We start from the raw sequence: 26,297 nt of genomic DNA, 5'->3' as shown, positions 1-26,297 counted from the left end.
TCCCACGCTGGAGCTTCCACCGGCTCTCAGAAGGGAGTTCATGTGACACACAGCCTCGACCCGGCCGACATCGTCGTCGTGCGCGCTCCGGACGTGGAAACGGCCATCACGCCCGATGACATCAGCTTCGGGCCCGCGGACGACAACAACAACAACGACTCCGGTCATAAGGACTTTTTCATCGACGACACCGACTGACCTCGCCTGAGCAGAGCCCGTCCGAGAAGTCTCACGGGCCGGGGAGGGGCCGCGTTCCCGGCGCGACCCCTCCCCGAAGAACGGCAAGAACGGCAAGAACGCCAAGGACCACAAGAACGGCAAGGACGACATGGCTGCCGGTCACCGCGTCAGCGGGGCCGGCCGACCTCTGTGAGGAGACACGAGATCTCGATGACCTCTCTGACGGACCAGGTGGGGGCCGAGTCCGAGGAACGGCCTTCCTCCGGCCTCTCCCGCCTTCTCCACCCGGTGCCCCTTCCGACGTTCCGCGACGAGTACTGGGAGCGGCGACCGCTGCACATCCCCAGGAACGACCCCGAGTACTTCGCGGATCTCCTGACGCTCGACGACGTGGACCGGGTGCTGGGCCAGTCCGGTCCGGACTTCGGGAACGTCCGGGTCATCCGCGAGGGCAAGGAGACCCCGGTGTCCGAACTGGGCGCCCCCGGCCGCAACATGACCGCCAGCCGGCTGGAGGCGCTGTACGAGCGGTACCGGTCCGGTTCGACCGTCATCCTGAACGCCCTCGAACGCCGCTGGGAGCCGTTGGCGCGTTTCACCGCGATGCTGAGCGCCGAGGTCAACGCCAGGTTCCAGGTGAACGTGTACCTCACCCCCGGCGGGCAGGCCCGCGGATTCGACCCGCACTACGACAGCCACGACGTGATCGTGATGCAGGCGTACGGCAGCAAGCGCTGGCGGCTGTACGGGGCACCGTACGCGCTGCCGTTGGAGGGTCAGAGGTACGACCACTCCGGCGAAGTGCCGGAGGTCGAGGAGGAGTTCGACCTCCAGCCGGGCAGCCTCCTCTACCTGCCCCGTGGCACCGTCCACGCCGCGACGTCCAACGACGCCGCGTCGATGCACCTCACCTTCGGTGTCCACCCGGTCCTGATACCCGCGCTGATCAGCGAGGCGGTCCGGGAGGTCTTCGAGGGGGACGAGCGGTTCCGCAGGAGCATGCCCCTAGGATTCGCCGACGACAAGCACCTCCAGGAGCAGGCCGAGGACGTCTTCGCCGAGCTGATCGATGCGCTCGCCGCCCGGCTCTCGCCCCAGGGGATGACGGCCAGGGCCGTGAAGCAGACGACCTCGCTCGCTCCGGTGACGCTCCGCGGTCACCTGGGCGACCTGGAGAGCCTGCCGCGGCTGGACCTCGACACCCGGGTGCGGCGTCGTCCGGGTCTGCGGTGGAGCATGGCACTCGGCGAGGAGGTCGTCGAGCTCGAGTTCCACAGCAAGACCGTCCAGCTGCCGGTCCACGTGGCCGATGAGGTCAGGTTCGTGACGGAGAGCGACGGTCAGGGGTTCACCGCCAGTTCGATCCCCGGTGGCCTGGACCAGCCGGGCTGCCTGCTGCTCGTGCGCACGCTGGTCCGCGAAGGATTCCTCACCCTGTCCTGATAGACGGACGGGCAGACGGCCGGGTGCGTGCCGAGCCGACCGACTCACGCGGATCCGCCCGGTGCCCCGGCCCGCGGGCCGGGGCACCGGGCGGACGCGTCCGACGGAGAGAAGGGAGGAGCCCTTGTCCGAAGAACGGAAGAACAGGCGGCACGCACCACTGGTCAGGGCCATGGGCCTGTTCGTGCCGCACCGGCTCCGGCTCGGCGCCGTACTGCTGCTGGTCGCGGCCGGATCACTGGCCGCGATCGCACCGCCGTTCCTGCTGCGGCAGATCTTCGACGTCGCGCTGCCCCAGGGCCGGCTCGGACTGCTGACCGGGCTGGCCGCCGGGATGCTCGCCCTGGTGGTGGCCAGCACGTCCGCCGGAGTGCTCCAGGCCTACCTGTTGGTCACGCTGGGGCAGCGGGTGATGGACGACCTGCGCACCGCGGTCTACACGCATCTGCAGCGGATGTCCCTGTCCTTCTTCACGGCGACCCGTACGGGCGAGGTGCAGTCCCGGATCGCCAATGACATCGGTGCCATGCAGTCGACGGTCACCGGCGCGGCCGCCACGATCGTCGCCGGTGCCACCACGGTGGTGGCCACGTTGCTGGCGATGCTCTCCCTGAACTGGCAGTTGACGGCCGTGTCCCTGGGGGTGCTCCCGTTCTTCGTCGGGATCAGCCGCAGGGTCGGCGCGGAGCGACGCGGGATCGTCGAGCAGCAACAGAGCCTGCTGGCCGTGATGTTCAGCCTGATCGAGGAGTCGCTGTCGGTCAGCGGCTTCCTGCTGGGCCGCACGATGGGGCGCACCGACACGCTGGTCAAGGAGTTCGCGGGGCGGTCGCGGGACCTCGCCGATCTGACCGTCCGGTCCTCGATGGCCGGACGATGGCGCCAGTCCATCATCTCGATCATCGTGGCCGCGATGCCGATAGCGTTCTACTGGACGGCCGGAATCGTCGGTGGGCACGGTGGCCCGACCATATCCGTGGGCACCGTCGTCGCGTTCACCGCTCTCCAACAGGGCCTCTTCGGGCCGGTCATGACCCTGTTGCAGACCGGCATCGGTATCCAGAGCTCCATGGTCCTGTTCGACCGGGTCTTCGAGTACCTGGACCTCGAGGTCGACGTCGCGGAGCCCAGGGATCCCGTTCCGCTCACCGGGCGCCACGGACACGTCCGCTTCGAGCAGGTGAGCTTCTCCTACCCGGCTTCGGGGCTCGTCCTCCAGGGCGTGGACTTCGATCTGCCGGCTGGTGAGAAGCTGGCGGTCATCGGCGCCACCGGCGCGGGCAAGACCACCCTCGGCCATCTGGTCCCGCGCCTCTACGACGTCACGGACGGTCGGATCACCATCGACGGCGTCGACATCCGTGACCTCAGCTTCGCCACCCTTGCCGAGACGGTCGGCATCGTCCTGCAGGACACCCATCTCTTCCACACCACCGTGGCCGACAACCTACGGTTCGCCAAGCCCGGGGCGACGGCGGGCGAGCTGGCGGCCGCCGCCGAAGCCGCTCAGATCCATGAACTGATCGAAAGCCTGCCGCAGGGGTACGACACCATCGTGGGCGAGCGCGGGTACCGGTTCTCCGGCGGCGAGAAACAGCGCCTGGCGATCGCCCGGACCATGCTGAGGAATCCGCCGGTCCTCGTCCTGGACGAGGCCACCAGCGCGCTGGACACGATCACCGAGAAGGCGGTCCAGCGGGCGCTGGACGCGCTCTCCGCGGGCCGTACCACGATCACGATCGCCCACCGGCTGTCCACCGTCCGGCATGCCGACCGGATCATCGTCCTGGACGGCGGCCGGGTCGTCGAGTCGGGCACGCCCGCGGACCTTCTCGCCCGCGCCGGACGGTACGCGGAGCTCTGTCGGGCGAGCGGATCCCCCGGCCCGAAGCCCTGAGGAGCGGAAGGGCGGAAGGGCGGAAGGGCGGAAGTCGCCTACGCCAGAGGCCCGTTCAGAGCCGCAGGTCCATCCGCTGCTCGACCGTGTCCAGGCCGAACCTGCGGGCGGGACGGGAGACGGTGAGTTCGAAACCGGCCTTCGCGTACAGATGGTGGGCGGCGTCGAGGCCCGCGATGGTCCAGAGCAGCACGCCCTCGTACGCACGGGCGCGGGCCTCCTCCAGGGCGGTCTCCAGCAGCCGGCCGCCCAGGCCCCGCCCCCGGGCGACCGGGTCGAGGAGCACCCACCGCAGCTGGCCCCAGCCCGGGCGCTCGTCCGCCCGGACCAGGCCGGTGGCGCCGACCACCCGGCCGTCGAGCTCGGCGACCCACAGACGACCGGGCGCCGCACCGCCCTCGCGGGCCCGGGCGAGGACCAACTCGGCCATCCCCGCGGCGACAAAGGCCTCCATGGTCTCGTCCGTGCCGTACTCCTGGGCGTAGAGGACACCGTGCAGGGCGGCGACGGTGCCGAGGTCCCCGGGGCGGACGGCCTCGCGGACGGTCGCGGATCCGGGTGCGGTGGCGGCCATGGTGGCATCCCTTCCAGGAGGAAACTTCCACTGAAACAGTCGTTTCAGTGGAACGATAGACCACGTGTCCACCCCCGATCCCGCAGATGCGCGCTCCCGCCCGTCGCGGCGCCGCGAGGAGATCCTCGCCGCGACCGTCCGCTACGTCGCCGAGCACAACGTGTCCGACCTCTCGCTGCGCCCGCTGGCGGCCGAGATCGGCTCCAGCCCGCGGGTGCTGCTGTACCTGTTCGGGTCGAAGGAGCAGTTGGTCCGGGAGGTCCTGGCGGTCGGACGGGCCGAGCAGCTCGCGTTGCTGGAGCGCTGCGAGGCCGAGGGCGGCGACGCCCGCGAGACCCTCGAACTGCTCTGGGAGTGGCTGACGAAGCCCGAGCACCGGGGCGCGCTACGCCTGTTCTTCGAGGGGTACGTCCGCGCCTTCGGGGGCTCCGGGCCCTGGCTGGACTTCGGCACCGCCTCGCTGGAGGAGTGGCTGCCGCCCCTGGAACGCGCTCTGGACAGCACCGGCGCGAATCCCACCGTGGTGCTGGCCGTTCTCCGCGGCCTGCTGCTGGACCTCCTCGCCGACGGCGGCGGGAGCGGGGGTGGGAGCGGGAACGGGAACGAGGACGGCGACGACGGTGGCGGGAACCACGCCGCCCGCGTCCACGCCGCCTGGCACGCCTTCCTCGACGCCACCCTCGGCTGACGCCCGGCGAGCGAGCCGCGCCGCTCCCGGCGGCCGCGTGCTCGCCACGTGCCGGCGGTGCCTGAGGACCTGGCGCCTGGTCGCCACTCACGCGGACAGGCGACGGCGGTGCTGGACGGCCGCCCCCTGGCGGTCACCGGCGGCGACGACGGCACCGTGCGGACCTGGGACCTGACCACCGACGACCAGGCCGGGCCGGAGCTGGTGTTCCCGCTGCCGGTCCGCACGGTGGCCGTGGCGCCGGATGGCCGGTTGGTGGTGGGCGTCGGCTGGGAGGTCGCGGTGTTGGCCCGCCGCTGACCGGGCCCCGCACGAACGTCTCGCCGCCGGACGGCGGTGCCGGCCCGTGGTCAGTGCGCGTCGGGCGGGAGCCAGTGCAGGGCGAACCAGAGTTCCATCCGGACCTCCGCGTCGCCGAGGTCGACGGCGAGCAATTCGCCGACCCGGGCGATGCGTTGGCGCACGGTGTTGCGGTGGAGCTGGAGCGCCGCCGCGGTGCGGTCCCAGCTGCCGTGCAGGGCGAGCCAGGTGCGCAGGGTCTCCCGGAGCACGGCCGGCCCGGGGGTGCCCGCGGCGGTCAGCGGGGCGAAGGTGCTGCGGGCGAGGGCGGCGGCGTCCTCGGGGGCGACCAGGGTGTGGATGCTCGGCCCGACGGCCTCGCGGTGGCGGACGGCGGCGGCGCCGGTGGCCAGCGCGTGGCGCAGGGCCCGGTCGGCCTGGGCGTCGGCGATCCTCAGCTCCGCCGTGGGGGCGGGCGCACTGACGCCGAGCGTCCAGCCGAGCCGGGCGGCGGATTCGGTGTCCACGATCCGGTCCGGTGTCGCCGAGCCGGGCAGCAGCGCCCGCAGCCGGGTGCCGTCCAGGTCCAGGTGCGGCGTGCCGAGGGCGGTGCCGAGGGCGGCGAGTTGGACGGCCTCCCCGCCGCCGCCCGCCCGGCCGGTCAGCCGGCCGTGCACGACCACCCAGGCGCCGTCGGGCGGCAGCAGGGCGGCCGCCGCCTCCTCCGGTGCGGCGCCGAGCAGGAGCCGCACCAGGGCTCCCGCGCTGCGGGCGTCCGTGCCGAGCGCGTGCCGCGGGCTGGTGAGCAGCGAGAGCAGCACCACGGCCACCCCGGCCACGGACCGGTGGACGGCGGTCGGCGGTTCCTCGGCGGCGGTGACGAGCGTGAGGGGGCCGCCGGAACCGTCCGAACCGGGCAGGGTCCGCACGGTCAGGTGCCGCCCGGCGTGGTGCTGGGCGGCGGCGGTCGGGGGCTGGGCGCGGCCCGTGGCGCGCGCGGTGGTCCGTTCCGCGAGGGCGCGCAGTTCGGCCAGGACCGGCACGGTCGGGCGCGCTCCGGCGCTGAACAGTTCGACGCCGCGCCCGTCCAGCAGTGCCGTCCAACCGCCCAGGTGCACGGCGAGCTGTTGGACGACCGCGCGCAGCGCGTCGGGGCGGGCGGCCGCGGAGGCGAGTGCGGACTGGGCTTCGGAGATCTGCCGCAGGCCGCGGTGGGCGGCTTCGGCCATCGCCGAGTAGGCGGCCCGGCCGACGGCGACGAAGGGGGTGCCGTCGGGCACCCGCAGCAGGGGCAGGCCGTGCCGGTCGCAGGCGGCGACCAGGTCGGCCGGCACCTCGTCGTAGACGGGCGCGACGCCGAAGCCGAGTGCGGCGGCGCCCGCTTCGACGACGCAGCGTACGTAGGCGTCGATGCCGTCGGCGTCCTGCGGGAGGCGGACACCGGCGGTGAGCAGCAGTTCGCCGCCGAGCAGGTAGGGGCCGGGGTTCTCGACCTCGGTGGTGCCGACGGTGCCGATCAGCCGGTCGTCGGCCGGTCCGGCGATCCGGCGCAGTCCGAGTACGGGGTCGGCGAGCAGGGCGGTCAGCGGGACGGCTGGGCTGCCGGAGGCGGGAGCGGGGGCTGGGTCGGGCACGCCGGCGGCCTTTCGTCGGAGGTTTTGCACATCTGACCCCACGATATTGGATGAAACCGATACTTCTGCAGGCCAGGCGGGGCGGTTTAGGTTCAGCGCACGGCGTTTCCCTTCGGGCACCCCCGGTTCGCCCCCCGTTCCCCGCCTTTCCTGTGCGCCCTGCCAGTCCCGCCCGCCGCCCCGTCCGTTGCCCCGTCCGTCGCCCCGCCTGCTCCCCCACCCACAGCCCTGGCCCGGCCCGCTCCCCCAGCGCGTCCGGCCGGATCGGAGGACCCCCATGACCCTCGACTACGTCGTGATGATCGGCTATCTGTTGGGCATCGTCGGCGTCGGCTGGTGGGGCAAGCGGCGCGCCTCCTCCAAGGCGGACTTCCTCGTCGCGGGCCGCCGTCTGGGCCCGGTGCTGTACACGGGGACGATGGCCGCCGTCGTGCTCGGCGGCGCGTCCACCATCGGCGGCGTGCGGCTCGGCTACTCCTACGGCCTGTCGGGCGCCTGGATGGTGTTCGCGATCGGGCTCGGCCTGCTGGCGCTGAGCATCCTCTTCTCCGCCCGGATCGCCCGGCTGCGGGTGTACACCGTGGCCGAGATGCTGTCGCTGCGCTACGGCGGAGCGGCGAGCGTGATCTCCGGCGTGGTCATGTGGGTCTACACCCTGATGCTGGCGGTGACCTCGACGATCGCCTACGCCAGCGTCTTCGACGTGCTGTTCGACGTGCCCCGCTGGGCGGCCGTGGTGATCGGCGGCACCATCGTGGTCGGCTACTCGGCGCTCGGGGGCATGTGGTCGATCACCCTCACCGACATGGTGCAGTTCGTGGTGAAGAGCATCGGGGTGCTGTTCCTGCTGCTGCCGGTCGCCGTCGTGAAGGCCGGCGGCCTCGCCCAGCTGAAGGCCGAACTGCCGTCCGGCTACTTCTCGTTCGGCTCGATCGGCGGCGACACCATCTTCACCTACGTGCTGATCTACACCTTCGGCATGCTGATCGGCCAGGACATCTGGCAGCGGGTGTTCACCGCCCGCACCGACCGGGTGGCCACGTACGGCGGCACGGTGGCCGGCGCCTACTGCCTGGCGTACGCCGTCGCCGGCGCGGTGATCGGGATGGCCACCAAGGCACTCTACCCCCAACTGGCCAGCCCTGACGCCGCGTTCGCGACCATCGTGAAGAGCACGCTGCCGGCCGGGGTGCGCGGCCTGGTCCTGGCGGCGGCGCTGTCCGCGATGATGTCGACCGCGAGCGGCGCGCTGATCGCCTCCGCCACCGTGGCCAACAACGACATCTGGGCCCGGGTACGCACGCTCGTCGGCCGGGGAGGGCCGGGCACCGCGGCCACGGACCATGACGAGGTGCGGTCCAACCGGCTGGCGATCGTGGCCCTCGGCGTGCTGTCGATCGGCGTCGCCTGCGTCCTGGACGACGTGATCTCGGCGCTCACCGTCGCGTACAACCTGCTGGTCGGCGGTCTGCTGGTGCCGATCCTGGGCGGGCTGGTCTGGCGGCGCGGCAACCTGCCGGGCGCGCTCGCCGCGATGGTCGCGGGCGGCGGCACCGTGATCGCGTTGATGGCCGCCAAGGGTGTCCTCGCCAACGAGCCGATCTACTTCGGCCTCGCCGTGAGCCTGGTCGCCTACCTGGCCGTCAGCCTGGCCACCCGCCCGACCGACGCCACCGTGCTGGAGCACTGGCGCGGCCGGCTCGCCGGGCAGGCCGAGACCCCGGCCGCTCCCGCCGCCACCGCCCCGGCCGCCGCACTCTGAGAGGAAGCCTCATGGACCTGCCCGCCGCCCCGACCGCCCCGACCACTGCGTCCGTACCGACCACCCCGCCCGCACCGGACGAGGCCCGGCTACGCCGCGAACTCGCCGCCGTGTACCGGCTGGTCGCCCACTTCCGGATGACCGACCTGATCTTCACCCACATCTCGGTCCGCCTCCCCGGCCCCGAGCAGCACTTCCTGATCAACCCGTACGGCCTGCTGTTCGAGGAGATCACCGCCTCCGACCTGGTCAAGATCGACCTGGCCGGGAACCCGGTGGAACCGACCCCCCATCCGGTCAACCCGGCCGGCTTCGTGATCCACAGCGCCGTCCACGCCGCCCGCCAGGACGCCCACTGCGTGCTGCACACGCACACCCGGGCAGGCTGCGCGGTCGCCGCCCAGCGGGACGGGCTGCTGCCCCTCAACCAGATCTCGATGGAATTCCACGACCGGGTCGGCTACCACGACTACGAGGGCGTCGCGCTCAACCTGGCCGAACAGGAGCGACTGGTCGCCGACCTCGGCGGGCACCCGGCGCTGATCCTGCGCAACCACGGCCTGCTGACCGTCGGCCGCACACCGGGCGAGGCCTTCCTACGGATGTACTACCTGGACAAGGCCTGCGAGATCCAGATCGCCGCCCAGGCCGGCGGCGGCCCGCTCGTCCTGCCGTCCCGCGAGACCGCCGAGCTCACCGCCCGCCAGCTGACCGGCCAGGAGCACGGCTCCGACCTCCAGGACGACCGGGCCGCCGAGCTGGCCTGGGCAGCCCTCCTGCGCCTCGCCGACCGGATCGCCCCCGACCACGCGAACTGACCCCGTCGACCCGGCGCAACGCCTGCCCGCCGGCACCTCGACGCAACGCCCGCCGAAACACCCCGACGACGCCCTGCCCGCCCGACTCCAGGAGCAGCCATGAGCACCGCCCCCGACCCCCACGCCCCCCACAGCCCCCTCGGCCCCACCGACTCCTCCCGCGTACCGCGCTACGCCGGGCCCGCCACCTTCGCCCGCCTGCCCCGGATCGACCAGGTCCCGCGCGCGGACGTCGCGGTCGTCGGCGTGCCCTTCGACACCGGCGTCTCCTACCGGCCCGGCGCCCGCTTCGGCGGCAACGCGATCCGCGAGGCCAGCCGGCTGCTGCGCCCCTACAACCCGGCCCAGGGCGCCTCGCCGTTCGCGCTCGCCCAGGTCGCCGACGCCGGGGACATCGCCGCCAACCCGTTCGACATCCACGAGGCGGTCGACACCGTCGAGGCAGCCGCCGGCGAACTGCTGGACACCGGCGCCCGGCTGATGACCCTCGGCGGCGACCACACCATCGCGCTCCCGCTGCTGCGCGCCGTGGCCCGCCGGCACGGGCCGGTCGCGCTGCTGCACTTCGACGCCCACCTGGACACCTGGGACACCTACTTCGGCGCCGAGTACACCCACGGCACACCGTTCCGCCGGGCCGTCGAGGAGGGAATCCTGGACACCTCCGCCCTCTCCCACGTCGGCACCCGCGGGCCGCTCTACGGCAAGCAGGACCTCACCGACGACGAGAAGCTCGGCTTCGGCATCGTCACCTCCGCCGACGTCCTGCGGCGCGGCGTGGACGAGGTCGCCCAGCAACTGCGCGAGCGGGTCGGCGACCGCCCCCTGTACATCTCCATCGACATCGACGTGCTCGACCCGGCGCACGCCCCCGGCACCGGCACCCCCGAGGCCGGCGGACTCACCTCGCGCGAGCTGCTGGAGATCCTGCGCGGCCTGAGCGGCTGCCACCTGGTCTCCGCCGACGTGGTCGAGGTCGCACCCGCGTACGACCACGCCGAGATCACCGCCGTGGCCGCCTCGCACACCGCCTACGAGCTGACGACGCTGATGGCCCGCCAGATCGCGGGCGAACGCACGGAGCAGGGTCCGCGAGCCGGCGCGGGCGGCCGCCCGGACGGCCGCGCCGGCGCCCGCACCGACGCCCGCACGGAGTCCCACGACGCCACCGGCGAGGTGCGCGCATGACGCACCTCCGCAACGGCGGCGACCTGGTGGTCGAGTCACTCGCCACGCTCGGCGCCCGGTGCGTCTTCGGCCTGCCCGGCCAGCACGCCCTCGGCCTGTTCGACGCGCTGCGCCGCTCCGACCTGCGGTACGTGGGACTGCGGGTGGAGAACAACGCCGGCTTCGCCGCCGACGGCTACGCCCGCACCGCCGGGACGGTGGCCCCGCTGTTCCTGTCCACCGGGCCCGGCGCGCTCACCTCGCTGGCCGCGCTCCAGGAGGCCGCCGCCGCCTCGGTGCCGGTGCTCGCCGTCTCCAGCCAGATCCCCTCGGCCGGACTGGGCGGGCGACGGCGCGGCTACCTGCACGAACTCGTCGACCAGCAGGCCAGCTTCCGCGACGTGGTGAAGTCCGTGCACACCGCCCGGACCCCCGCACAGATCCCCTCCGCGCTGGCCGCCGCCTGGGAGTCGGCGCTGAGCGCGCCGTACGGGCCGGTGTGGGTGGAGATCCCGCAGGACGTCCTGCTCGCGCCGGTGACCGTACCGCCGGTCACCGGGCTGCGCGCCGAACCCCGGCCGCCGCTCCCCCGCCCGGAGCTGATCGCCGAGGCCGCGGTGCTGCTGGCCGAGGCCGAACGCCCGGTGATCCTGGCCGGGGGCGGCGTGGTCCGGGCCGGAGCCAGTGACGAACTGCTGCGGCTGGCCGAGCTGTTGCGGGCCCCGGTGGCCTGCACCTTCGGCGCCAAGGGGGCCTTCCCCTGGGAGCACCCGCTGTCGCTGCGGTCCTGGCTGGAGGACCGCCACACCACCGACCTGCTGGAGGACGCCGACGTCCTGCTCGTCGTCGGCTCCGGCCTGGGAGAACTCTCCAGCAACTACCACACCATGGCGCCGCGCGGCCGGATCATCCAGATCGAGGCCGACGCGGGCAAGCTGGAGGCCAACCACCCGGCCTTCGGCATCCACGCCGACGCCCGCCTCGCCCTGGCCGCCCTCTGCGACTCGGTACCGGCCGCCGTACCGGACGGCCGGGCCGAGGCGGTGGCCGCCGAACTGCTCAAGCGCGTCCAGGAACGGATCGACGGCCAGGGGCTGGAACTCGAACAGGACGTTCTGGCATCCGTTCGCCACGCGTTGCCGGACGACTCGCCGGTCTTCTTCGACATGACGATCCTCGGCTACTGGGCCTGGTCCGCCTTCGACGCCCGCCGCCCCGGCGCGATGCACTCCGCCCAGGGCGCCGGCGGCCTCGGCTACGGCTACCCCGCCGCACTGGGCGCCGCCGTGGCCGCGGACGGCCGCCCGGTCCTCGCCGTCTCCGGCGACGGCGGCGCGATGTACTCGCTCGCCGAACTCGCCACCGCCCGCCAACTCGGCCTCGACGTCACCTGGTTGATCATCGACGACGGCGGTTACGGCATCCTGCGCGAGTACATGACGGGCGCCTTCGGCGAGGCCACCGCCACCGAACTGGCCCGCCCGGACTTCGTCCGCCTGGCCGAGTCCTTCGGCGTCCCAGCCGCCTACACCACACCCGACGACCTCGCACGGGACCTGGCCGCCGCACTCGCCGCCCCCGGCCCCAACGTGCTCGTCCTGCCCGCCCTGCTGCGGATGTTCGCGCCCACCCACCTGGACGCCTGAACCACGGAGGGAGCGCGACGGCCGGGCCCCCGCCCTGCGGTCTCCGCCGCCCGGCGCGCTCCCCCGTCTGCCCCGCACCACCGCGCACCCGGACCGTCCGACGCCGTTGCGCCGACCCTTGGATAGGCTGCCGCAATGGCCCTCGACTCCCCCCGGCTGCTGCGCGCCGACGCCGCCCGCAACGCGGAAAAGATCATCCGGGCTGCCCGGGAGGTCTTCACCGAACAAGGCCCCGACGCCCTCCTCGACGACGTGGCACGCCGGGCCGGCGTCGGGGCCGCCACGCTCTTCCGCCGTTTCCCCGACAAGGCCGCGCTGCTGCGGGCCGTACTGGACGAGCGCTTCGGCGAGAACGTCCGCCCCGTCATCCGGGCTGCCGCCCACGACCCCGACCCCGCCTCCGGACTGGCCCGCGTGCTGGAAGCGGCGCTGGAATCGGTGGCCGGCGACTACAACGTGCTGGCCGCCGCCCGCTCCGCCGGCGTCCTGACCCCGGCAACCGGGCAGGAGTTCTTCGCCGCCCTCGACGCCCTCCTGGCGCGCGGCCAGCACGCAGGTGTGATCCGCGCCGACCTCGTACCCGACGACCTGCACCGCGTCGTCGTCATGCTGGTCTCGGTGCTGTGGACGATGGAACCCCGCGAGGACGGCTGGCGCCGGTACCTGGCGCTGGTCCTCGACGGTCTCACCCCCGCCGGGGCGCGCCCGCTGCCCTGCCCCGCCCCCGCGCTGCACACCCGCACGCCCTGACGCCGAGGCGGGTGCCGGCCGCCCTCGCGGGGGCGGCCGGCACCACCTGCCGCCAGCGCACCGGATCAGCCACCTGCCGCCAGCGCGCCGGATCAGCGCGCCGGATGCACCTGGATCGCCGAGGCCGGGCACATGGCGGCCGCCTGGCGGGCCAGTTCCGCCGCCCGTGCGCCGGGCTCGGCGGCGAGCACGACGACCTGCCCGGCCTCGTCCTGGTCGAACACCAGCGGCGCGGTCACCGCGCACTGCCCCGACGACACGCACCGCGAGGTGTCCGCCTCCACCCGCGCGACCGGCCGCTCGCGCGGCTGCTCCTCGCTCACCACCGGACCGGGACCTCGCTGAGGCCGCCCGCCAGCCGCTCGGCGTGGTCGCGCAGGCTCCGCGCGTCCACCGCCAGCCGCAGGTCGGGGAAGCGCCGGAACAGCGCGGTCAGCGCGACCTGCATCTCGGTGCGTGCCAGCACGTTGCCGATGCAGTAGTGGCCGCCGTGCCCGAAGGCCAGGTGCGCGTTGGGGGAACGCGACGGGTCGAAGGTGTCCGGCTCCTCGAAGACCCGCCCGTCCCGGTTCGCGGCGTTGATCGCCACCAGCACCGCCTCGCCCCGCGCGATCGCGGTCCCCGCGACGGTGACGTCCTCGCGGGCGTAGCGGGTCAGGCCCAGGCCACCGGGCGAGGCCATCCGCAGGACCTCCTCCACGGTGGCGCGGGCCAGCGCGTCCGGGTCGGCGGCGAAGCGGTCCCGCCGGGCGGTGTCGCTCAGCAGGAACAGCACCCCCAGGTCGATCCGGGCCGATGTCGTCTCGTGGCCCGCGAACAGCAGCCCCACCGCCAGCCGGGTCATCTCCCCCTCGGTGAACGAGGGGTCCTCCGCCTGCACGGCCAGGATGTCGCTGATCACGTCCTGCCCCGGCTGCTTCCGCTTCTCCTCGGCGATGCCGGCCACGTACGCCTCGAACTCGGCCATGGCCACGGCGCCGTCGGCCCCGCCGTACAGCGCGGCGATCCGCTCCGACCAGCCGCGCAGCAGGCCCCGGTCCGCGACCGGCACACCCAGCAGCTCGCAGATCACCATCACCGGCAACGGGAACGACAGGTGGTCGTGCAGGTTGACGGCACGTTCCGGCTGCCGTGAACGCTCCTCCTCCATCGCGTCCAGGCAGGATGCGGCGAGCTCCCCGATCCGCTCGCCCAGCCGGCGCATCCGCGGCGCGCTGAACGCGGGCGCCAGCATCCGCCGCATCCGCGTGTGCTCGCGGTCCTCCTCCTCGGGCGAGGGGGCGGGGCGCGTGTGCAGGGCCGACTCCGAGATCCTCGGCGCGCCCTCGGAATCGGGGCGCAGCCGGGAGAACCGGGCGTCGCTCAGAACCTCCCGGGCCTCCTCGTAGCGGGTCACCAGCCAGGCCGGGTCACCGGCGGGTGTCGTCACCCGCGTGATCGGACCTTCCTCGCGCAGACGCGCGAACAGCGGCGCCAGGTCCAGGGCGTCGGGGCGCTCGAAGGGTAACTGCGGTGCGGGGGCGGTCATGGTGTCTCCTCACCGGCCAAAGGCCACAAGAGCAGCGAACGTTCGGCAGAACCGCCCTCTCCTGCACGTCCGGGCCAGGGCGGACGAGCGGCGCCCCGGCCCAACAAGTGAGAGCCAGCTCTCTCTTCTCTCGGGAGCGTAACACCGTCGGCACGCACAGTCAGCCACTGGGCGAGATCGGCCCGTTCGGCGACGGAGCGGGCCCGGCCCTCGAGGGAATCGAACGGAAATCGGCGGCGACGGGGGCCCTGATTCCGGTTCGACGACGCGCCTGAAGCGGCGACCCGGGCGCGCAGACCGGCGCCCTCCCCGCGGGACCGGCACCGACCGGATGCGCCCGTGCCGGGATCGCTTGAGAACCGTCGCGACGGGCTCCTGGGCCGGGCGCCGGCCCAGGAGCGGCGGTCTACCGGGATGCGGTGGGATACGCGGCGGTCGCGCGGATTTCGACGAGGAGTCCCGGGCTGGCGAGGCCGCTGACCCCGATGATCGTCCAGGTCGGGTAGGGCGCCTCGACGAGGCGCTGTTTGGCCTCGATGAAGCCGGGCAAGTGCCGGCGGATGTCGACGTGGTAGCTGGTGACGTCGACGAGGGCGGACGGGTCGAGGTTCTCCAGTCGAAGGATCTCTTCGATCTTCCGGATGGCGATCTCGGTCTGCTCCTCGATGGAGTCCGGGATGGTTCCGTCGGCGCGGCGACCGATCGTTCCGGCGATGAACAGGAGGCCGTGCGCGCGGACCGCGGCGGAATAGCCGAAGCTTGCGAAGGCGCTGGTGGTCTGCCCGAAGACCGTGTTGTCCTCGGGGATCGCGACGGTGTGGACGGTCATTGCGGTGCTTCCTTTTCTTCGGTGACGCGGTCGTGTTCTTCGGTGACGCGGTCGTGGAGTCCGTGGAGTCAGTTGCCCCAGCGGGACGAACGGCAGGCGTGCTCCAGCCGGGTCCGGCCGAAGGTCTCGCGTTCACGGAGGAATTCGCCGGGGATCGTGTACCGGGGTGCGTTCTTCGGGTCTTTCGCGGCCTGCGCGACGATCGCGTCGGTGAGTGAGCGGATCATGTCCAGCCGTGGATAGGCGGTGTGCACGGCGTCGGCCTGCTCGTCGGTGACGGCGTCGACGTGGTCGGCGCCGATCGGGCCACCGAAGTCGAGTGCGACACCCTCACGGACGAGCACGCACAGCGTGCCACGGCGTTCTGCGATACCCGGGGAGGTGTGGAGGGCGATGGCCTGCCAGACCTGGTCGGCATCGATCGCGGGTAATCCGCGGTCGATGAGGAATGCGGCGGCCCGGTCGGCGCCTTCGACCTCGAACCGTTGGTTGTGCGGGCCGTCCGACGCCACGCCGAGGTCGTGCATCGCGCACGCGGCGAACAACAGGTCGTCCTGGTAGTCGTGGCCGACGACCAGGCCGAGGCGGCCGGCAACCAGCCGGGCGAACAGGTAACTGCGGATGCTGTGGTTGAAGACGGACGGCGTTTCCACCGGTCGGACGAGGTTCATGACGGCGTCGGCAAGCGGTGTGCCTGGCAGCGTGATCAGGTCGGCGGTCGCCTCACAGGTAGGTCCGGTCATGTCTTCAGCCTGGCCCGGACCGCCCTGACCTGGTGAGAGGCAAAATTTCCTCACTTCGCTAGAATCTTGCCATGGCAGTGCATCGAGTCGCGGTCCTGGCGCTGGACGGGGTCACCCCCCTCGACCTGGCGATCCCGACGCAGATCTTCACCACCCGGCCGGAAACCCCCTACGAGATGACCCTGTGCGCGCTGCAGCCGAAGGTGGCCACCAGCGCGGGTTTCGCCCTGGTCGCCGACGAGGGCCTGGAGCGGGTGAGCACCGCCGACACCGTGATCGTGCCGGGATTCGACCTGATCCTCCCGTTGCCGGACGCCGTGCTCGAGACACTGGCCGGAGCCCGCGACCGAGGCAAGCGCGTGGTGTCGATCTGCACGGGCGCCTTCGCGCTGGCCGCGGCGGGCGTCCTGGACGGGCTGCACGCCACGACCCACTGGAAGCACATCGACTCGTTCGAGCGGAACTTCCCGGCCGTCTCGGTCGACCGCGACGTGCTCTACGTCGACGAGGGCGACGTGCTCACCTCGGCCGGGGTGTGCTGCGGCATCGACCTGTGCCTGCATATCGTGCGCCGCGACCTGGGCGCGGAGACGGCCAACCAGATCGCCCGCGGTCTGGTCGCCGCCCCGCACCGAGACGGTGGGCAGGCCCAGTACGTGCCGGCTCCCGTCGCGGTGGCCGGCGAGGCGTCGCTGTCCGGTACCCGTGGCTGGGCCCTGCAGCGGCTCGGCGAGCCGCTCTCGCTGCGCGTGCTCGCCCGGCACGCGGGCCTCTCGCAGCGCACCTTCATGCGCCGGTTCACCGAGGAGACGGGCACGACCCCGTTGCAGTGGATGCTCAACGCCCGGCTGGGCAGGGCGCGGGAGCTGCTGGAATCCACGGACCGCTCGGTGGAGCAGGTGGCGCGGGACTGCGGGCTGGGCACGGCGGCCAACCTGCGGCTGCACTTCCGGCGCGCACTGAACACCACCCCCACCGCCTACCGCCGCACCTTCACACGCTCGACGTCGCGCAGTCCGGCCTGTTCACCAGCGGTCACGCCCTCGGACTGAGAACGGCCACCGTGACAGGGCCTGGGTGGTGGTCGGCCCGAGCACGGTCAGGGTGACGGCGGGCAGCAGCAGCCGTCCGTGTTGCCTCGTGGGCACGATGGTGGGTCCTCCCCGTACGGCGCAGGCGGCGCGGTCGCGCGTTCCGGCGGAAACAGCGCGAAGCCTTACGGGTCTGCCGCCGTTGAGGAAGGTCGGCGACCATGACGGCTTATCGAAAGCGTTACTGCTGAAAGCTGTTGCACTCACGGTCGCCTGCCGCCCGCCCGCGTCGCTCCCGCCGCTCCGGAGCGAGGGGCCGATGAGCCCGGCATCCATCCGGCCGCATTCACGGGCGCGGCTCGGCCGTCCGCGAGACGGGGCCGCCGCGTGGGGGCCATAGTGTCGGCGTCTGTACGGAGCAGCCGCACGCACATCGCTTCGTGCGTGTACGCCGAGACTGCGGGATGAGGCAGAGCCCATGACGAACGGTTCGGGACAGCAGGGTGACGACCGCTTTCCGGATGAGGATGTCGCCCTGATCGAGGGGACGAGAGAATTCTTCAAGATCGATCGGGAGATCCGGGTGGTCCTGGCACCTGCGGACTACCCGGCCGACAAGCTCTTCAGGGATTACGGCGGCAAGTACCTCTACCAGGTCGACGGGGACTTCGGCGGCAAGAGCGTCTGCACCGTGATCCCGCAGCCTCCCTGCTCGAACGACACCCGCGCGGATTCCCAGCTCGAGCAGAGTCGAGGCGGGGCCTACTTTCCCGAACACGACCTGATTCTCATCTCGGAGAAACCGACCGGGGGGTTCACCAGGAAGCAGGTACTCGTCCATGAGATCGGGCACATCCGGCAGGTCTGTCAGGGATACCTCCTCGACCCGATGCACGGCAGTCAATCGATGTGGGAATATCACAATATCGCAGTGAATGAGAACCCTGTCAGGTTCAAGAACGGGGAAGAAGCGCGCCTCGTTTACGACGATCCGGACTGGACGCTGCCAACGAGTGCCGCCGAGTACTACAAGGTGAAGACTTCGCCCAAGCTGGAGACGGTCTGGGGACTTTTCCAGGAGCACGTCACCGGCACACAGGATCGGAAGATGCTGGAAGAGTTCGAGAAAGCCGTGGCGGACGATGCCTACGAAATCGAACAACAGGTAGCACGGGGCCCATTGAAGGTAACCCTCAAAACCCAGAAGTACAAGCGCAGGGATTTCATCAAGACGCGCCTCGCGTGCAGATTCCTCAATGATCTCCACAAGGCCAGAACATAGGTCCGAAACGACATCCCCGGCCCTTCTCCCTCCCCCGTCCCTCCCCCTGACCGATCAGCGCGCACAACCGAGAGGACTTCCGCCGTGAGCGACCAGGACCAGCAGCCGTCCGGGACGACGGACACCGAGATCCTGACGGCCCTGCGGGACCGCCTGGTCCAGGAGGGCGGCGGCACCACCGACCGGCAGTACCCGCTGAACAGCGCCACCCTGCCGGCCGGGGTGCCGGGCAGCCCGGACGTGGTGTCGCGGTTCCTCGACCAGCACCTGGGCGACAGCCCGGTGGTCGGCTCGGACGCCGACCCGGTGCTCGACACCAAGGCGGGCACGCTCACCCTCAAGGGCCGCTCCGCCGTCCTGGAGAGTGAGAGCGGCGCCACCACGGTGACGTTCACCGTCTCCGGCGGCAAGCTGCGGGTGGACTGGCGGACCGTCCCCGGCGAGCGCTGGACGCTGAGCCACACCTATCCCGCCCTGCACGGCACCCTGTACGAGACCCTGCCGCTGTACGATCCGCTCTTCGTCCTCACCGACCACGACCAACCGGCGTCCGACGGCGTGTTCTTCGCGCTCAAGGCCGGCCTGCACTTCCAGGCGGGCGTCACCGTCGGCCCCGATCTGGTGCCCGTGGCACGGAAGTCCCCGCCGGCCGGCAGCACGGAGGTCCGGGTCGGCGGCCCGCTGTCGGTCGCCGACCAGGTCCCGTCGTTCACCTGGCCGGCCGACAAGTCCTGCGGTGCCTTCACGGTGCCTCGCCCCGGGCAGGGCGACCTGTCCTTGCAGGACGGCCGCCTCACCCTGACGTGTCAGCCGTCGACAAAGGCGGGCACCTGCGAAGCGGACGCTGCGGTCGTGGGAACGGTGGACTTCGAGGGCGGCCAACGCCGTGCGAGCCTCGCCCCGCCGCAGGGCACCCCCAGCACCCGGACCCTGACGCTCACCGCGTCGAGCTGGCCCGCCACCGTCGAGGAGGCGCTCGCGGTGACCGGCTGCGGCAAGCAGATCGAGCCCCGCGTCCCCGCGAAACTCCTCGCCCTGACCGGGTCCCGGATCGACGCCTGCACCCTCACGTTCGCCCCGGACGGCAAGGGCCCCACGGCGACCGGCGTGCGCATCGGATACGGGTCCGACGCGGCCTGGCAGGCAGCCGACGGCATCGCCTTCTCCCGGGTGGCCCTGGAAGCCGCCGCCACCCGCACGACCGTCGATGCCACCGTCGTCACGAGCTGGACGGTGTCGGTGCTCGGCACCGTGCGCCTGGGATCGGTCGATCTCGCCATGCGCGCCTCGGCCGGCCCCTGGGGATGCTGGCATGTCGAACCGACGGACCCCGCCCAGCAGCTGCCGTCGCTGGACACGCTGGCCGGGCTTTCCGGCCTGGCCACGAGCTCGGTCACCGCGCTGTTGCCGGGCTCCCTGTACGACACCGAGCAGCCGCTCACCCTGTCCCGCGCGGGCCTGGATCTGGACCCGGCCGACCGGACCCTGTGCGCGGTCTCCTTCACCCTCGCCCAGACCACGCCGTGGACCCTGATCGACAAGGTGCTGACCCTGTCCGGCTGGACCGCCGACGTCCGGCTGGAGAAGACCGCGGGCACCTGGCGGGCCATGGGCCTGCTGTCCGGCGCGCTCGGCCTCGGCGCGACGCAGCAGCCGACGCTGGCGGTGACGATGGCGGTCCCCGTCGGCAAGGACACGCTCTGGACGCTCCGGCTGCAACCGGGCACGCAGGTCACGCTCCCGTCGGCCCAGGACGTCTTCGGCCTCCTCACCGGCTCCCAGGCCGCGCTGCCACCCGGTGTCGGCTCGGTCGGCGGCCTGGAGGTCCTCGACCTCCTCGTGGCGGTCGCACCGTCGCCGCCGGCCGTCCGACGGCTCGGATTGCTGTTCGCCCAGCAGAAGGAGTGGACCGTCATCGACAAGGCGGTCACGGTCCAGGACCTCACCGGGGCGGTCGACCTGCGCCGCGATGACGGCACCAGCAGCGCCACCGGCGAGTTGTCCGGCGTGCTCACCCTGGCGGGCCGGTCGGTCGACGTCCGTGTGGAGCGGGACGAGCACCACCAGTGGGTGCTGCACGCCGCGCAGGCCGTGCCCGTCCACGTGCCCGGCTTCGAGAAGCTCGACTCCTGGCTCTCCCCGGACGCGGCCAAGTCCGCGCTGCCCGCCGAGCTGCCGCTGTCCAAGGGGATCGACGTGGCGGACGTGTCCGTCCGCTTCGGCGGCGAAAACGGCGCCGCCGACCGGATCGGCCTCACCGTCGGCACCCCCGAACCGTGGACGATCGTGCCCGGATCGCTGTCCCTGAACGACGTGTGGGCCGAGCTGAGCATGCCGTACCCGGTGAAGGCCGACGGGATCACCGGCACGGTCCGGGGGAGTCTCACCCTGGGCGGCCTGGCCGTCCTGATGACGGCGCACAAGCCGGAGGAGGCCACCGGCACCTGGGAGTTCACCGGCACCGCGCAGTACGGCCCGAAGCAGCCGCTGGCCCTGGACACGACCGCGGACGCGGTGACGAAGCCCGCCCAGGACAGCACCTGGGCACAGGTCGTCCCGAGCGGGATGAACAAGCTGGAGCTCAGCGCGGCAGCCTCGCTGTACCTCGACCCGAGCCGCCCCCTGTTTCTCCTGTACGGACGGGCGTCGTTCGGCCCGGCCCTGACCGCCGACGCCCTGCTGTACTGCGCCCGGCGGTCGGCGCAGGACAGCGCCTGGGTCTACGCCGCGGCGGCCCGCCTCGGTCAGGACTTCCGCCTCAGCGCGCTGAGCCCGGCCCTGTCCGGGCTCGACGACGTGCTCCGGTGCGACGACGTCCGGCTGGTGGTCTGCGATCTGGGGAGCGGGGACCTGAAGGGCCTCGCAGAGACCACCAACTCCCTGCTGCAGCGGCTGGACTCGGAGGCCGCTCCCCCGCTGAAGGACCTCCCCGACACCGCCCTGCCACTCGCCAAGGGCGTGTACCTGGCCGCCCGGACCGCCCTCGGCTCCTCCCCCGTCCTCACCCACCTGGTGGACGTCACCGGTGACGGAGGAAAGGCGCCCGCCGTCACGGTCACCGCCGTGGTCGACCGGAAGGCGCCGACGCAGACGTCGTTCACCGCGGACCTGCCGTGCATCACCGTCCTGGACACCCTGAGCCTCGGCAAGGCCACGGGCGCCTCCGGCGTCCGGCTCACCTTCCAGCCCAACAAGCACCGCGCCTTCACCCTGGCCGGGCCGGCCCGGCTGAAGCTCTTCGAGACCGAGTACGCCTTCGACCTGACGCTGTACGCCGACACGCTGAAACTCACCTCGAAGGCGACGCCGTCCGCCCAGGAGCTGGACCAGCCGTTCGGCCTGCCCGGCCTCGTCGTGTCCGGGCTGGAGCTGTCGGTGGACTGCACCTGGGCCGTCCCGGCCAAGGACGGGCAGGCGGCGCAGCCGAGACACTCGCAGTTCACGGTGAAGGGCTCGGCGAAGATCGGACCGGCGCCGGGGAGCGGGAAACCGGACCAGCGGCTGGCGGCCACCGCCGCGCTGGCCCTGGTCGACGGGCACCCGGCGCTGCTGCTCGCGACGCTGGACGCCGACGTGGCCATCGGGTCCTTCCTCGCGCAGTGCGTCACCGGCGACGCGAGCACCTGGCCCTCGGACTTCGTCGAGCTGACGGTCCGCAAGGACTCGACGGTCTACTACTACGACGCGAAGAAGGACCCGGGCAAGACCCTGGAGAAGTTCGGCGGCGCCACCACCCCGTACCTCGACCAGTTCCACCTCGACGCCCGGATCCGGCTCACCCTCGACGTCCAGGTCGACGTCCGCGGGCTGCTCTCCTTCCGCCGCGAGAACGGCCGGACCACCGGGATCACCGGCACCCTCGCACTGGAGAAGCCCGTCGACCTCGCCGTCGTGGAGCTCGCCGGCACCACCGCGGAAAACGGCCGCTACACCGGCGGCCCCGAGCTGAGCCTCACCCGGGACGGCGGGACGAAGAAGTTCGCCCTCAGCACCGGCGTCAACTTCCTCCAGGCCGCCTTCACCACGGTCGAGGTCTCGGCCGCTGCGCGAGCGGACGGCGGGCGGTGCTTCACCGGCACCCTGAAGGCCGCCAAGGAACTGCCCCCCTTCGGCGCCCTGGACTGCGGCTTCACCTACACCACCCACGCCTCCCCCCGTAAGCCCGAACTCACCATCGACTGGCCGGGGTTCGACTGGCCGGGGAAGGTCATCGACCTGCTCAAGCAGATCCAGCAGATCGCGGACTCCTCCGGCAGCGGCTCGGGCTGCGGCACGCTCGCCGACATCGCCGTCCAGAACGCGTACACCGAGAACCTCTCGCTCCACCCCAAGGTGTCGCTGTCCGACGCCGGGACGCTGCGCTTCGCGCTGACGCCCGCCTTCTCCCTGACCCTCAAGGACGCCGAAAAGCCCTTCTTCTCGCAGGACCTGCCCGCGCTGACCGTCGACGTGCCGGCCGGTACCACGTGGCCGGACCTGCCCGCCGTGCTGGGCAAGGGCCTGGCCGACGGCGCCCGGGACTACGTGAAGAAGCTGCTCCAGGACACCGACAAGATCGCCTTGATCGCGGCCTTCGTCTTCGGGAAGCGGGCCGCCGCCTACCTGGCGGGCCTGGTCTGCCGGGGCCTGGCGAACAGTGACGCACCCGCCGCGGGCGAGGCCGGGGCCGGTGCGGCGGGGAGTGCACCCGGCGGCTACGGCGGCGCCGGGGCCGTGGCGGCGGCCGTGGCGGCGATCACCACGTCACGCCAGGACTCGAACGACCACAAGAAGAAGCAGGGCAACGGCAACGACGGCAGCCACGGCGGTCCGGACCCCACCCCCGGACGGCCCACGATGACCTCGCTCACCTACGCCAAAGGACAGCTCACCGCCTGCTGGGACACCGCCCCCTACGCGACCGGCTACGAGTTCGAGGTCGTCCGCCCCTCGGGCCAGAAGCTCGCCTCGGACACGGTGGACAACGTCATCACCAAGAGTGTGGCCGTCGATGCCGCCACGCTCGCCCCCGGCACGTACAGCTACCGGGTCCGCTCCCGGCGCGGCGGCAGGACCAGCGACTGGGCGCAGCTGACCATCGAGAAACCGGTCTCCCCCGTACCGGACCTGACGTGGGAGGACACCGAGGCGCAGCTCCGGGCGCAGTGGACCGGCACGGCACCGGACAGCTACCACGTGCGCTTCACCGACCCCGCCGGCAAGCAACTCGGCCAGGAACAGACCGTGAAGGCGGCGCCGTACACCGCGGTCCAGCCGGTGACCACCCCCGTCCCGGGCCGGTACGCCGCCACCGTCCGGGTCGAACGGGCCGGTACGATCCCCGCGGACCCGGGCAAGCCGGGCACCCGCGACATCATCGACAAGCCGACGCCCGTCATCCAGGAGGTCTGGTACGAGGACGACCGCATCCACGTGCGGTGGAACGGCGGCGAGGGAGCCACCCGCTACCAGGCCCAGGTGCTCAAGGACTCCACCGTCGTCGCCTCCTGCGACACCGACGGATCGGCCCGGGAGGCGGCTCTCAGCCCCCAGCGCGGGACCTTCGCGCCCGGCACGCGCTACCGGGTCCAGGTCCGCGTCCACACGGACGGCGGCGACAGCGCCTGGGCCGGACAGGACTTCACCGTGCCGGCGATCCAGCCGCCGACCGTGCCGCCCTGGACCGTCGACGCCGACCGGATCGTCGTCCGCTGGGAGCCGCTCGCCTCCGACACCGCCACGGGCGCCGTCAGCTACGACATCCGCCTCTTCGCGACGGCCACCCCGGACCAGCCGGTCGCCACCGCCGACGCCGTCGCGGCGCCGCCCGTCACGCTCGTCCCGTCCGGCGGCGGCCACCTGGCGGACGGCACCGAGTACGGCATCCGGGTGCGCGCCCGGGTGGGCCGCGACACCGGGCCGTGGTCCCAGCCCGTCACGCGGACCTTCCGGGCCCTCCCGGCCCCCGGCTCCCCGAAGCTGGCGTTCTCCGGGGCGCGGCTCGACGCCTCCTGGCAGGACGCCGAAGACCCGCAGGGCGGCAGGAGCTCCTACGAGTTGGCCCTCAGCGCCGGTGCCGACCACCTGGCCGGACCGCTCACCGTCGACGACCGGGCGTACACCTTCACACCCGCCCAGCCGCTCCCCGACGGCCAGGAGTGCACGCTGCGGGTACGGCGCACGCGGGACGGTGACACCAGCGCGTGGGTGGAGGCCACCACCAGGTACCCCGGAGCCGTGACGCTCATCGAGGCCCGGTACGCCGACGGGCGGGCCACCGTCACCTGGGCCACGTCGCCCCTGGCGGACGCCGGATACCAGGTCGACATGACGGACGAGCACAGCGGAAACACCAGCAGCGACACGCTCCGCCCCCAAGGGCAGCGGCCGGCGGCCACCACGACGACTTTCGCCGTGCAGCCGCCGGCCGCCGGCGTCGTCCTGCGGTTCCTGGTCACGGTCGTGATCGACCCGTCCTCGGGGCCGTCCAGCCCGCCGCTGCGCATCGCCGCCGCCGACCCGGTGACCGGCGTGACGCCGACCTGGAACGCCGACGGACGGCTGGAGGTCGCCTGGCAGGCCGCCGGCGGCAGCACCGGCGGCGGCGCCGGCTACCGCGTCACCGTCATCGACCAGGCGGGCCACCGGGCCGCCACCGACACCCAGGGGCCGGTCACCAGCACGGTGGCCGGCACGGACGGGCTCGCCCCGCACACTCCCTGGACGGTGACCGTGGCCGTCCTCGTCGACGGCATCGCGGCCGAACCCACGACGGCCGTGCCGGTGCCGCCCCAGCCCGTGCCGCCGCCCACCGTGAAGTTCACCGTCATTCCCGGTGTGGTCCGCCTGTCCTGGGACCGCGTGGAGGACGCCCAGACGTACGAGGTCCAGCTGCTCAAGAACGGGGAGCCCGAGCAGAGTGACGACAGCGACGGGTACGAGCAGAAGGATTTCTTCGCCCAGTCCTACCGCGACGCCTACCAGGCCAGGGTCCGGGTCCGGACCCCGCACCCCGGTGCGTGGTCCGACACCGTGACAGTCGGCCTCGTTCCGCCGGACCTCGCCAGGGCGCTGTCACTGTTCACGCTGCTCGCGAACCAGCTCCGGGTCCAGGACCCCACCCTGGCACCCGACTTCCAGGCCGTCTTCAGCAGTATCGGCCAGGACGAGACCGTCGCCGACAGCGCCGGCTCCGGGCCGTACACCGCCGCGTGCCTGGGCGCTCCGCCCGGCGGAAGCTGCACGCTCGACGGTGCGAGCGTGCCCTTCGCGGCGGTGCACGAGCAGATCTCGATGGAGCGGCGCACCGATGCCTATCGCACGGGCCGGCCGCAGACCTCCGGGTGGGCGTTCATCGGCGAGGCGCCGGCCGCCGCCTCGCTGTTCGGCATCGCCGAGGGTCTGACCCGGGCGGCGGTGAGCGACCAGACGGCGAAGTCCCTGCTCGACGCGGCCCGGAAGGCCGACGTCGTCTGCGCCTTCCCCGGGGACGGCTACCGCATGATGGCGGTCTGCACCGGCGATTTCGCCAGCCAGGACCCGCCCCCGCTGACGCGCTTCGGGGACGTCAAGCTGGACCTGGGCTGGGCCGAGGCGCACGACGGCTACGCGGTGACGGGAGACTGGCAGCTCCTGGAGCAGAGCCCGTTCGCGGTGGAGCAACTCGCCGTCAAACTGGCCGCGTTGCTGGTCCAGAAGGGCAAAGTGAGCGCGAAGGACGCCTACGGGGTCTTCGACAGCGCGTGACGGCCGACCGCCCGCACCTCGGCCGGGTCGGCACCGTCTGCGACCGCCGACCCGGCCGTCTCCATGACCGTTGACCGTCCGCCCTCGGCCGGTGAAGGTCGCCGCCAGTAAGATCGTCGGACCGATACGACATCGACGCGTTCGTCCCCGCCCACCGGCGCATCGAGGTCGGGGCCGGGAACCCGAGCTCGCTGGTGGACATCCACCTGTCGGGACGGGCACTGATCGGCGCGCTGGCGTACGGCTTCCTGCTGGGGTCCCGCCGGCCTGCCCGGGGCCTCTCACTCAGCGCGTTGTCCGGATCTCGAAGACTTGGGAGAG

The 26,297-nt window shown here is 72.4% G+C and carries 19 protein-coding genes; 13 read left to right on the top strand and 6 right to left on the bottom strand.

Annotation, left to right across the window (positions count from 1 at the left end):
- The first annotated feature begins 42 nt into the window (after positions 1-42).
- From ACIQVZ_RS20390 to ACIQVZ_RS20380, 3 genes are all read left to right on the top strand, one after another.
- Positions 43-198 (top strand): hypothetical protein, encoded by a 156-nt coding sequence (locus tag ACIQVZ_RS20390; protein ID WP_331742852.1) that lies wholly within the window; start codon positions 43-45, stop codon positions 196-198.
- A gap of 192 nt (positions 199-390) precedes the next feature.
- Positions 391-1,623 carry a cupin domain-containing protein gene (locus tag ACIQVZ_RS20385; protein ID WP_402451738.1) on the top strand — a complete coding sequence of 411 codons (1,233 nt, stop codon included), beginning with the start codon at positions 391-393 and terminating at the stop codon, positions 1,621-1,623.
- Positions 1,624-1,795: 172 nt separating this feature from the next.
- On the top strand, positions 1,796-3,520 hold the full coding sequence (locus ACIQVZ_RS20380; RefSeq protein WP_402451788.1) for an ABC transporter ATP-binding protein: 1,725 nt from the start codon (positions 1,796-1,798) through the stop codon (positions 3,518-3,520).
- A gap of 55 nt (positions 3,521-3,575) precedes the next feature.
- Here the strand turns inward: ACIQVZ_RS20380 and ACIQVZ_RS20375 are convergent, their stop codons facing one another.
- Positions 3,576-4,094: a GNAT family N-acetyltransferase gene (locus ACIQVZ_RS20375; protein WP_350879236.1), complete on the bottom strand. Its 519-nt coding sequence runs from the start codon at positions 4,092-4,094 to the stop codon at positions 3,576-3,578.
- Positions 4,095-4,158: 64 nt separating this feature from the next.
- Between ACIQVZ_RS20375 and ACIQVZ_RS20370 the strand changes: the two genes are divergently transcribed.
- Both ACIQVZ_RS20370 and ACIQVZ_RS20365 read left to right on the top strand, forming a co-directional pair.
- On the top strand, positions 4,159-4,782 hold the full coding sequence (locus tag ACIQVZ_RS20370) for a TetR/AcrR family transcriptional regulator (RefSeq protein ID WP_402451735.1): 624 nt from the start codon (positions 4,159-4,161) through the stop codon (positions 4,780-4,782).
- Positions 4,783-4,839: 57 nt separating this feature from the next.
- Entirely contained in the window at positions 4,840-5,082 is a 243-nt protein-coding gene (locus ACIQVZ_RS20365) for a hypothetical protein (protein WP_402451733.1), read from the top strand.
- Positions 5,083-5,132: 50 nt separating this feature from the next.
- On the opposite strand, the gene ACIQVZ_RS20360 is transcribed toward ACIQVZ_RS20365, so the two are convergent.
- Positions 5,133-6,695: a PucR family transcriptional regulator gene (locus ACIQVZ_RS20360; protein ID WP_402451731.1), complete on the bottom strand. Its 1,563-nt coding sequence runs from the start codon at positions 6,693-6,695 to the stop codon at positions 5,133-5,135.
- 277 nt (positions 6,696-6,972) lie between these two features.
- On the opposite strand from ACIQVZ_RS20360, the gene ACIQVZ_RS20355 reads away from it, so the two are divergent.
- The 5 genes from ACIQVZ_RS20355 (at position 6,973) to ACIQVZ_RS20335 (ending at position 12,838) form a co-directional block, all read left to right on the top strand.
- A complete protein-coding gene (locus ACIQVZ_RS20355) occupies positions 6,973-8,457 on the top strand; it encodes a sodium:solute symporter (protein ID WP_350879240.1) in 1,485 nt (494 codons plus the stop codon).
- 11 nt (positions 8,458-8,468) lie between these two features.
- Positions 8,469-9,275, top strand: coding sequence for a class II aldolase/adducin family protein (locus ACIQVZ_RS20350; protein ID WP_350879241.1), 807 nt, complete (start codon positions 8,469-8,471; stop codon positions 9,273-9,275).
- Positions 9,276-9,374: 99 nt separating this feature from the next.
- The gene (gene speB, locus ACIQVZ_RS20345; protein ID WP_402451729.1) at positions 9,375-10,463 is read left to right on the top strand and encodes an agmatinase; all 1,089 of its coding nucleotides are present in this window, start codon (positions 9,375-9,377) and stop codon (positions 10,461-10,463) included.
- Complete coding sequence (locus ACIQVZ_RS20340; protein WP_350879243.1) at positions 10,460-12,088, top strand: thiamine pyrophosphate-binding protein; 1,629 nt, start codon at positions 10,460-10,462, stop codon at positions 12,086-12,088. The genes speB and ACIQVZ_RS20340 overlap by 4 nt, the downstream gene beginning before the upstream one ends.
- 135 nt (positions 12,089-12,223) lie before the next feature.
- Positions 12,224-12,838 carry a TetR/AcrR family transcriptional regulator gene (locus ACIQVZ_RS20335; protein WP_402451726.1) on the top strand — a complete coding sequence of 205 codons (615 nt, stop codon included), beginning with the start codon at positions 12,224-12,226 and terminating at the stop codon, positions 12,836-12,838.
- 92 nt (positions 12,839-12,930) lie between these two features.
- Here the strand turns inward: ACIQVZ_RS20335 and ACIQVZ_RS20330 are convergent, their stop codons facing one another.
- From ACIQVZ_RS20330 to ACIQVZ_RS20315, 4 genes are all read right to left on the bottom strand, one after another.
- Entirely contained in the window at positions 12,931-13,161 is a 231-nt protein-coding gene (locus ACIQVZ_RS20330; protein ID WP_402451723.1) for a ferredoxin, read from the bottom strand.
- The gene (locus ACIQVZ_RS20325; RefSeq protein WP_350879246.1) at positions 13,158-14,366 is read right to left on the bottom strand and encodes a cytochrome P450; all 1,209 of its coding nucleotides are present in this window, start codon (positions 14,364-14,366) and stop codon (positions 13,158-13,160) included. Before ACIQVZ_RS20325 ends, ACIQVZ_RS20330 begins: the two co-directional genes overlap by 4 nt.
- A 406-nt stretch (positions 14,367-14,772) precedes the next feature.
- On the bottom strand, positions 14,773-15,195 hold the full coding sequence (locus tag ACIQVZ_RS20320) for a Rid family hydrolase (RefSeq protein WP_350879247.1): 423 nt from the start codon (positions 15,193-15,195) through the stop codon (positions 14,773-14,775).
- A 68-nt stretch (positions 15,196-15,263) separates the two neighbouring features.
- Positions 15,264-15,938, bottom strand: coding sequence for an HD domain-containing protein (locus ACIQVZ_RS20315; RefSeq protein WP_402451719.1), 675 nt, complete (start codon positions 15,936-15,938; stop codon positions 15,264-15,266).
- A gap of 71 nt (positions 15,939-16,009) precedes the next feature.
- On the opposite strand from ACIQVZ_RS20315, the gene ACIQVZ_RS20310 reads away from it, so the two are divergent.
- From ACIQVZ_RS20310 to ACIQVZ_RS20300, 3 genes are all read left to right on the top strand, one after another.
- The gene (locus ACIQVZ_RS20310) at positions 16,010-16,990 is read left to right on the top strand and encodes a GlxA family transcriptional regulator (RefSeq protein WP_402451717.1); all 981 of its coding nucleotides are present in this window, start codon (positions 16,010-16,012) and stop codon (positions 16,988-16,990) included.
- A gap of 457 nt (positions 16,991-17,447) precedes the next feature.
- Positions 17,448-18,251 (top strand): hypothetical protein, encoded by an 804-nt coding sequence (locus ACIQVZ_RS20305; RefSeq protein WP_402451715.1) that lies wholly within the window; start codon positions 17,448-17,450, stop codon positions 18,249-18,251.
- Positions 18,252-18,335: 84 nt separating this feature from the next.
- A complete protein-coding gene (locus ACIQVZ_RS20300) occupies positions 18,336-25,976 on the top strand; it encodes a hypothetical protein (protein WP_402451713.1) in 7,641 nt (2,546 codons plus the stop codon).
- The last annotated feature ends 321 nt before the right edge of the window (positions 25,977-26,297 follow it).

This window comes from Kitasatospora sp. NPDC098663 (assembly GCF_044760075.1).
Taxonomy (GTDB): Bacteria; Actinomycetota; Actinomycetes; order Streptomycetales; family Streptomycetaceae; genus Kitasatospora.
Note: the sequence above shows the minus strand (reverse complement) of the source record. Positions and strands in the feature narration are given on the sequence as shown.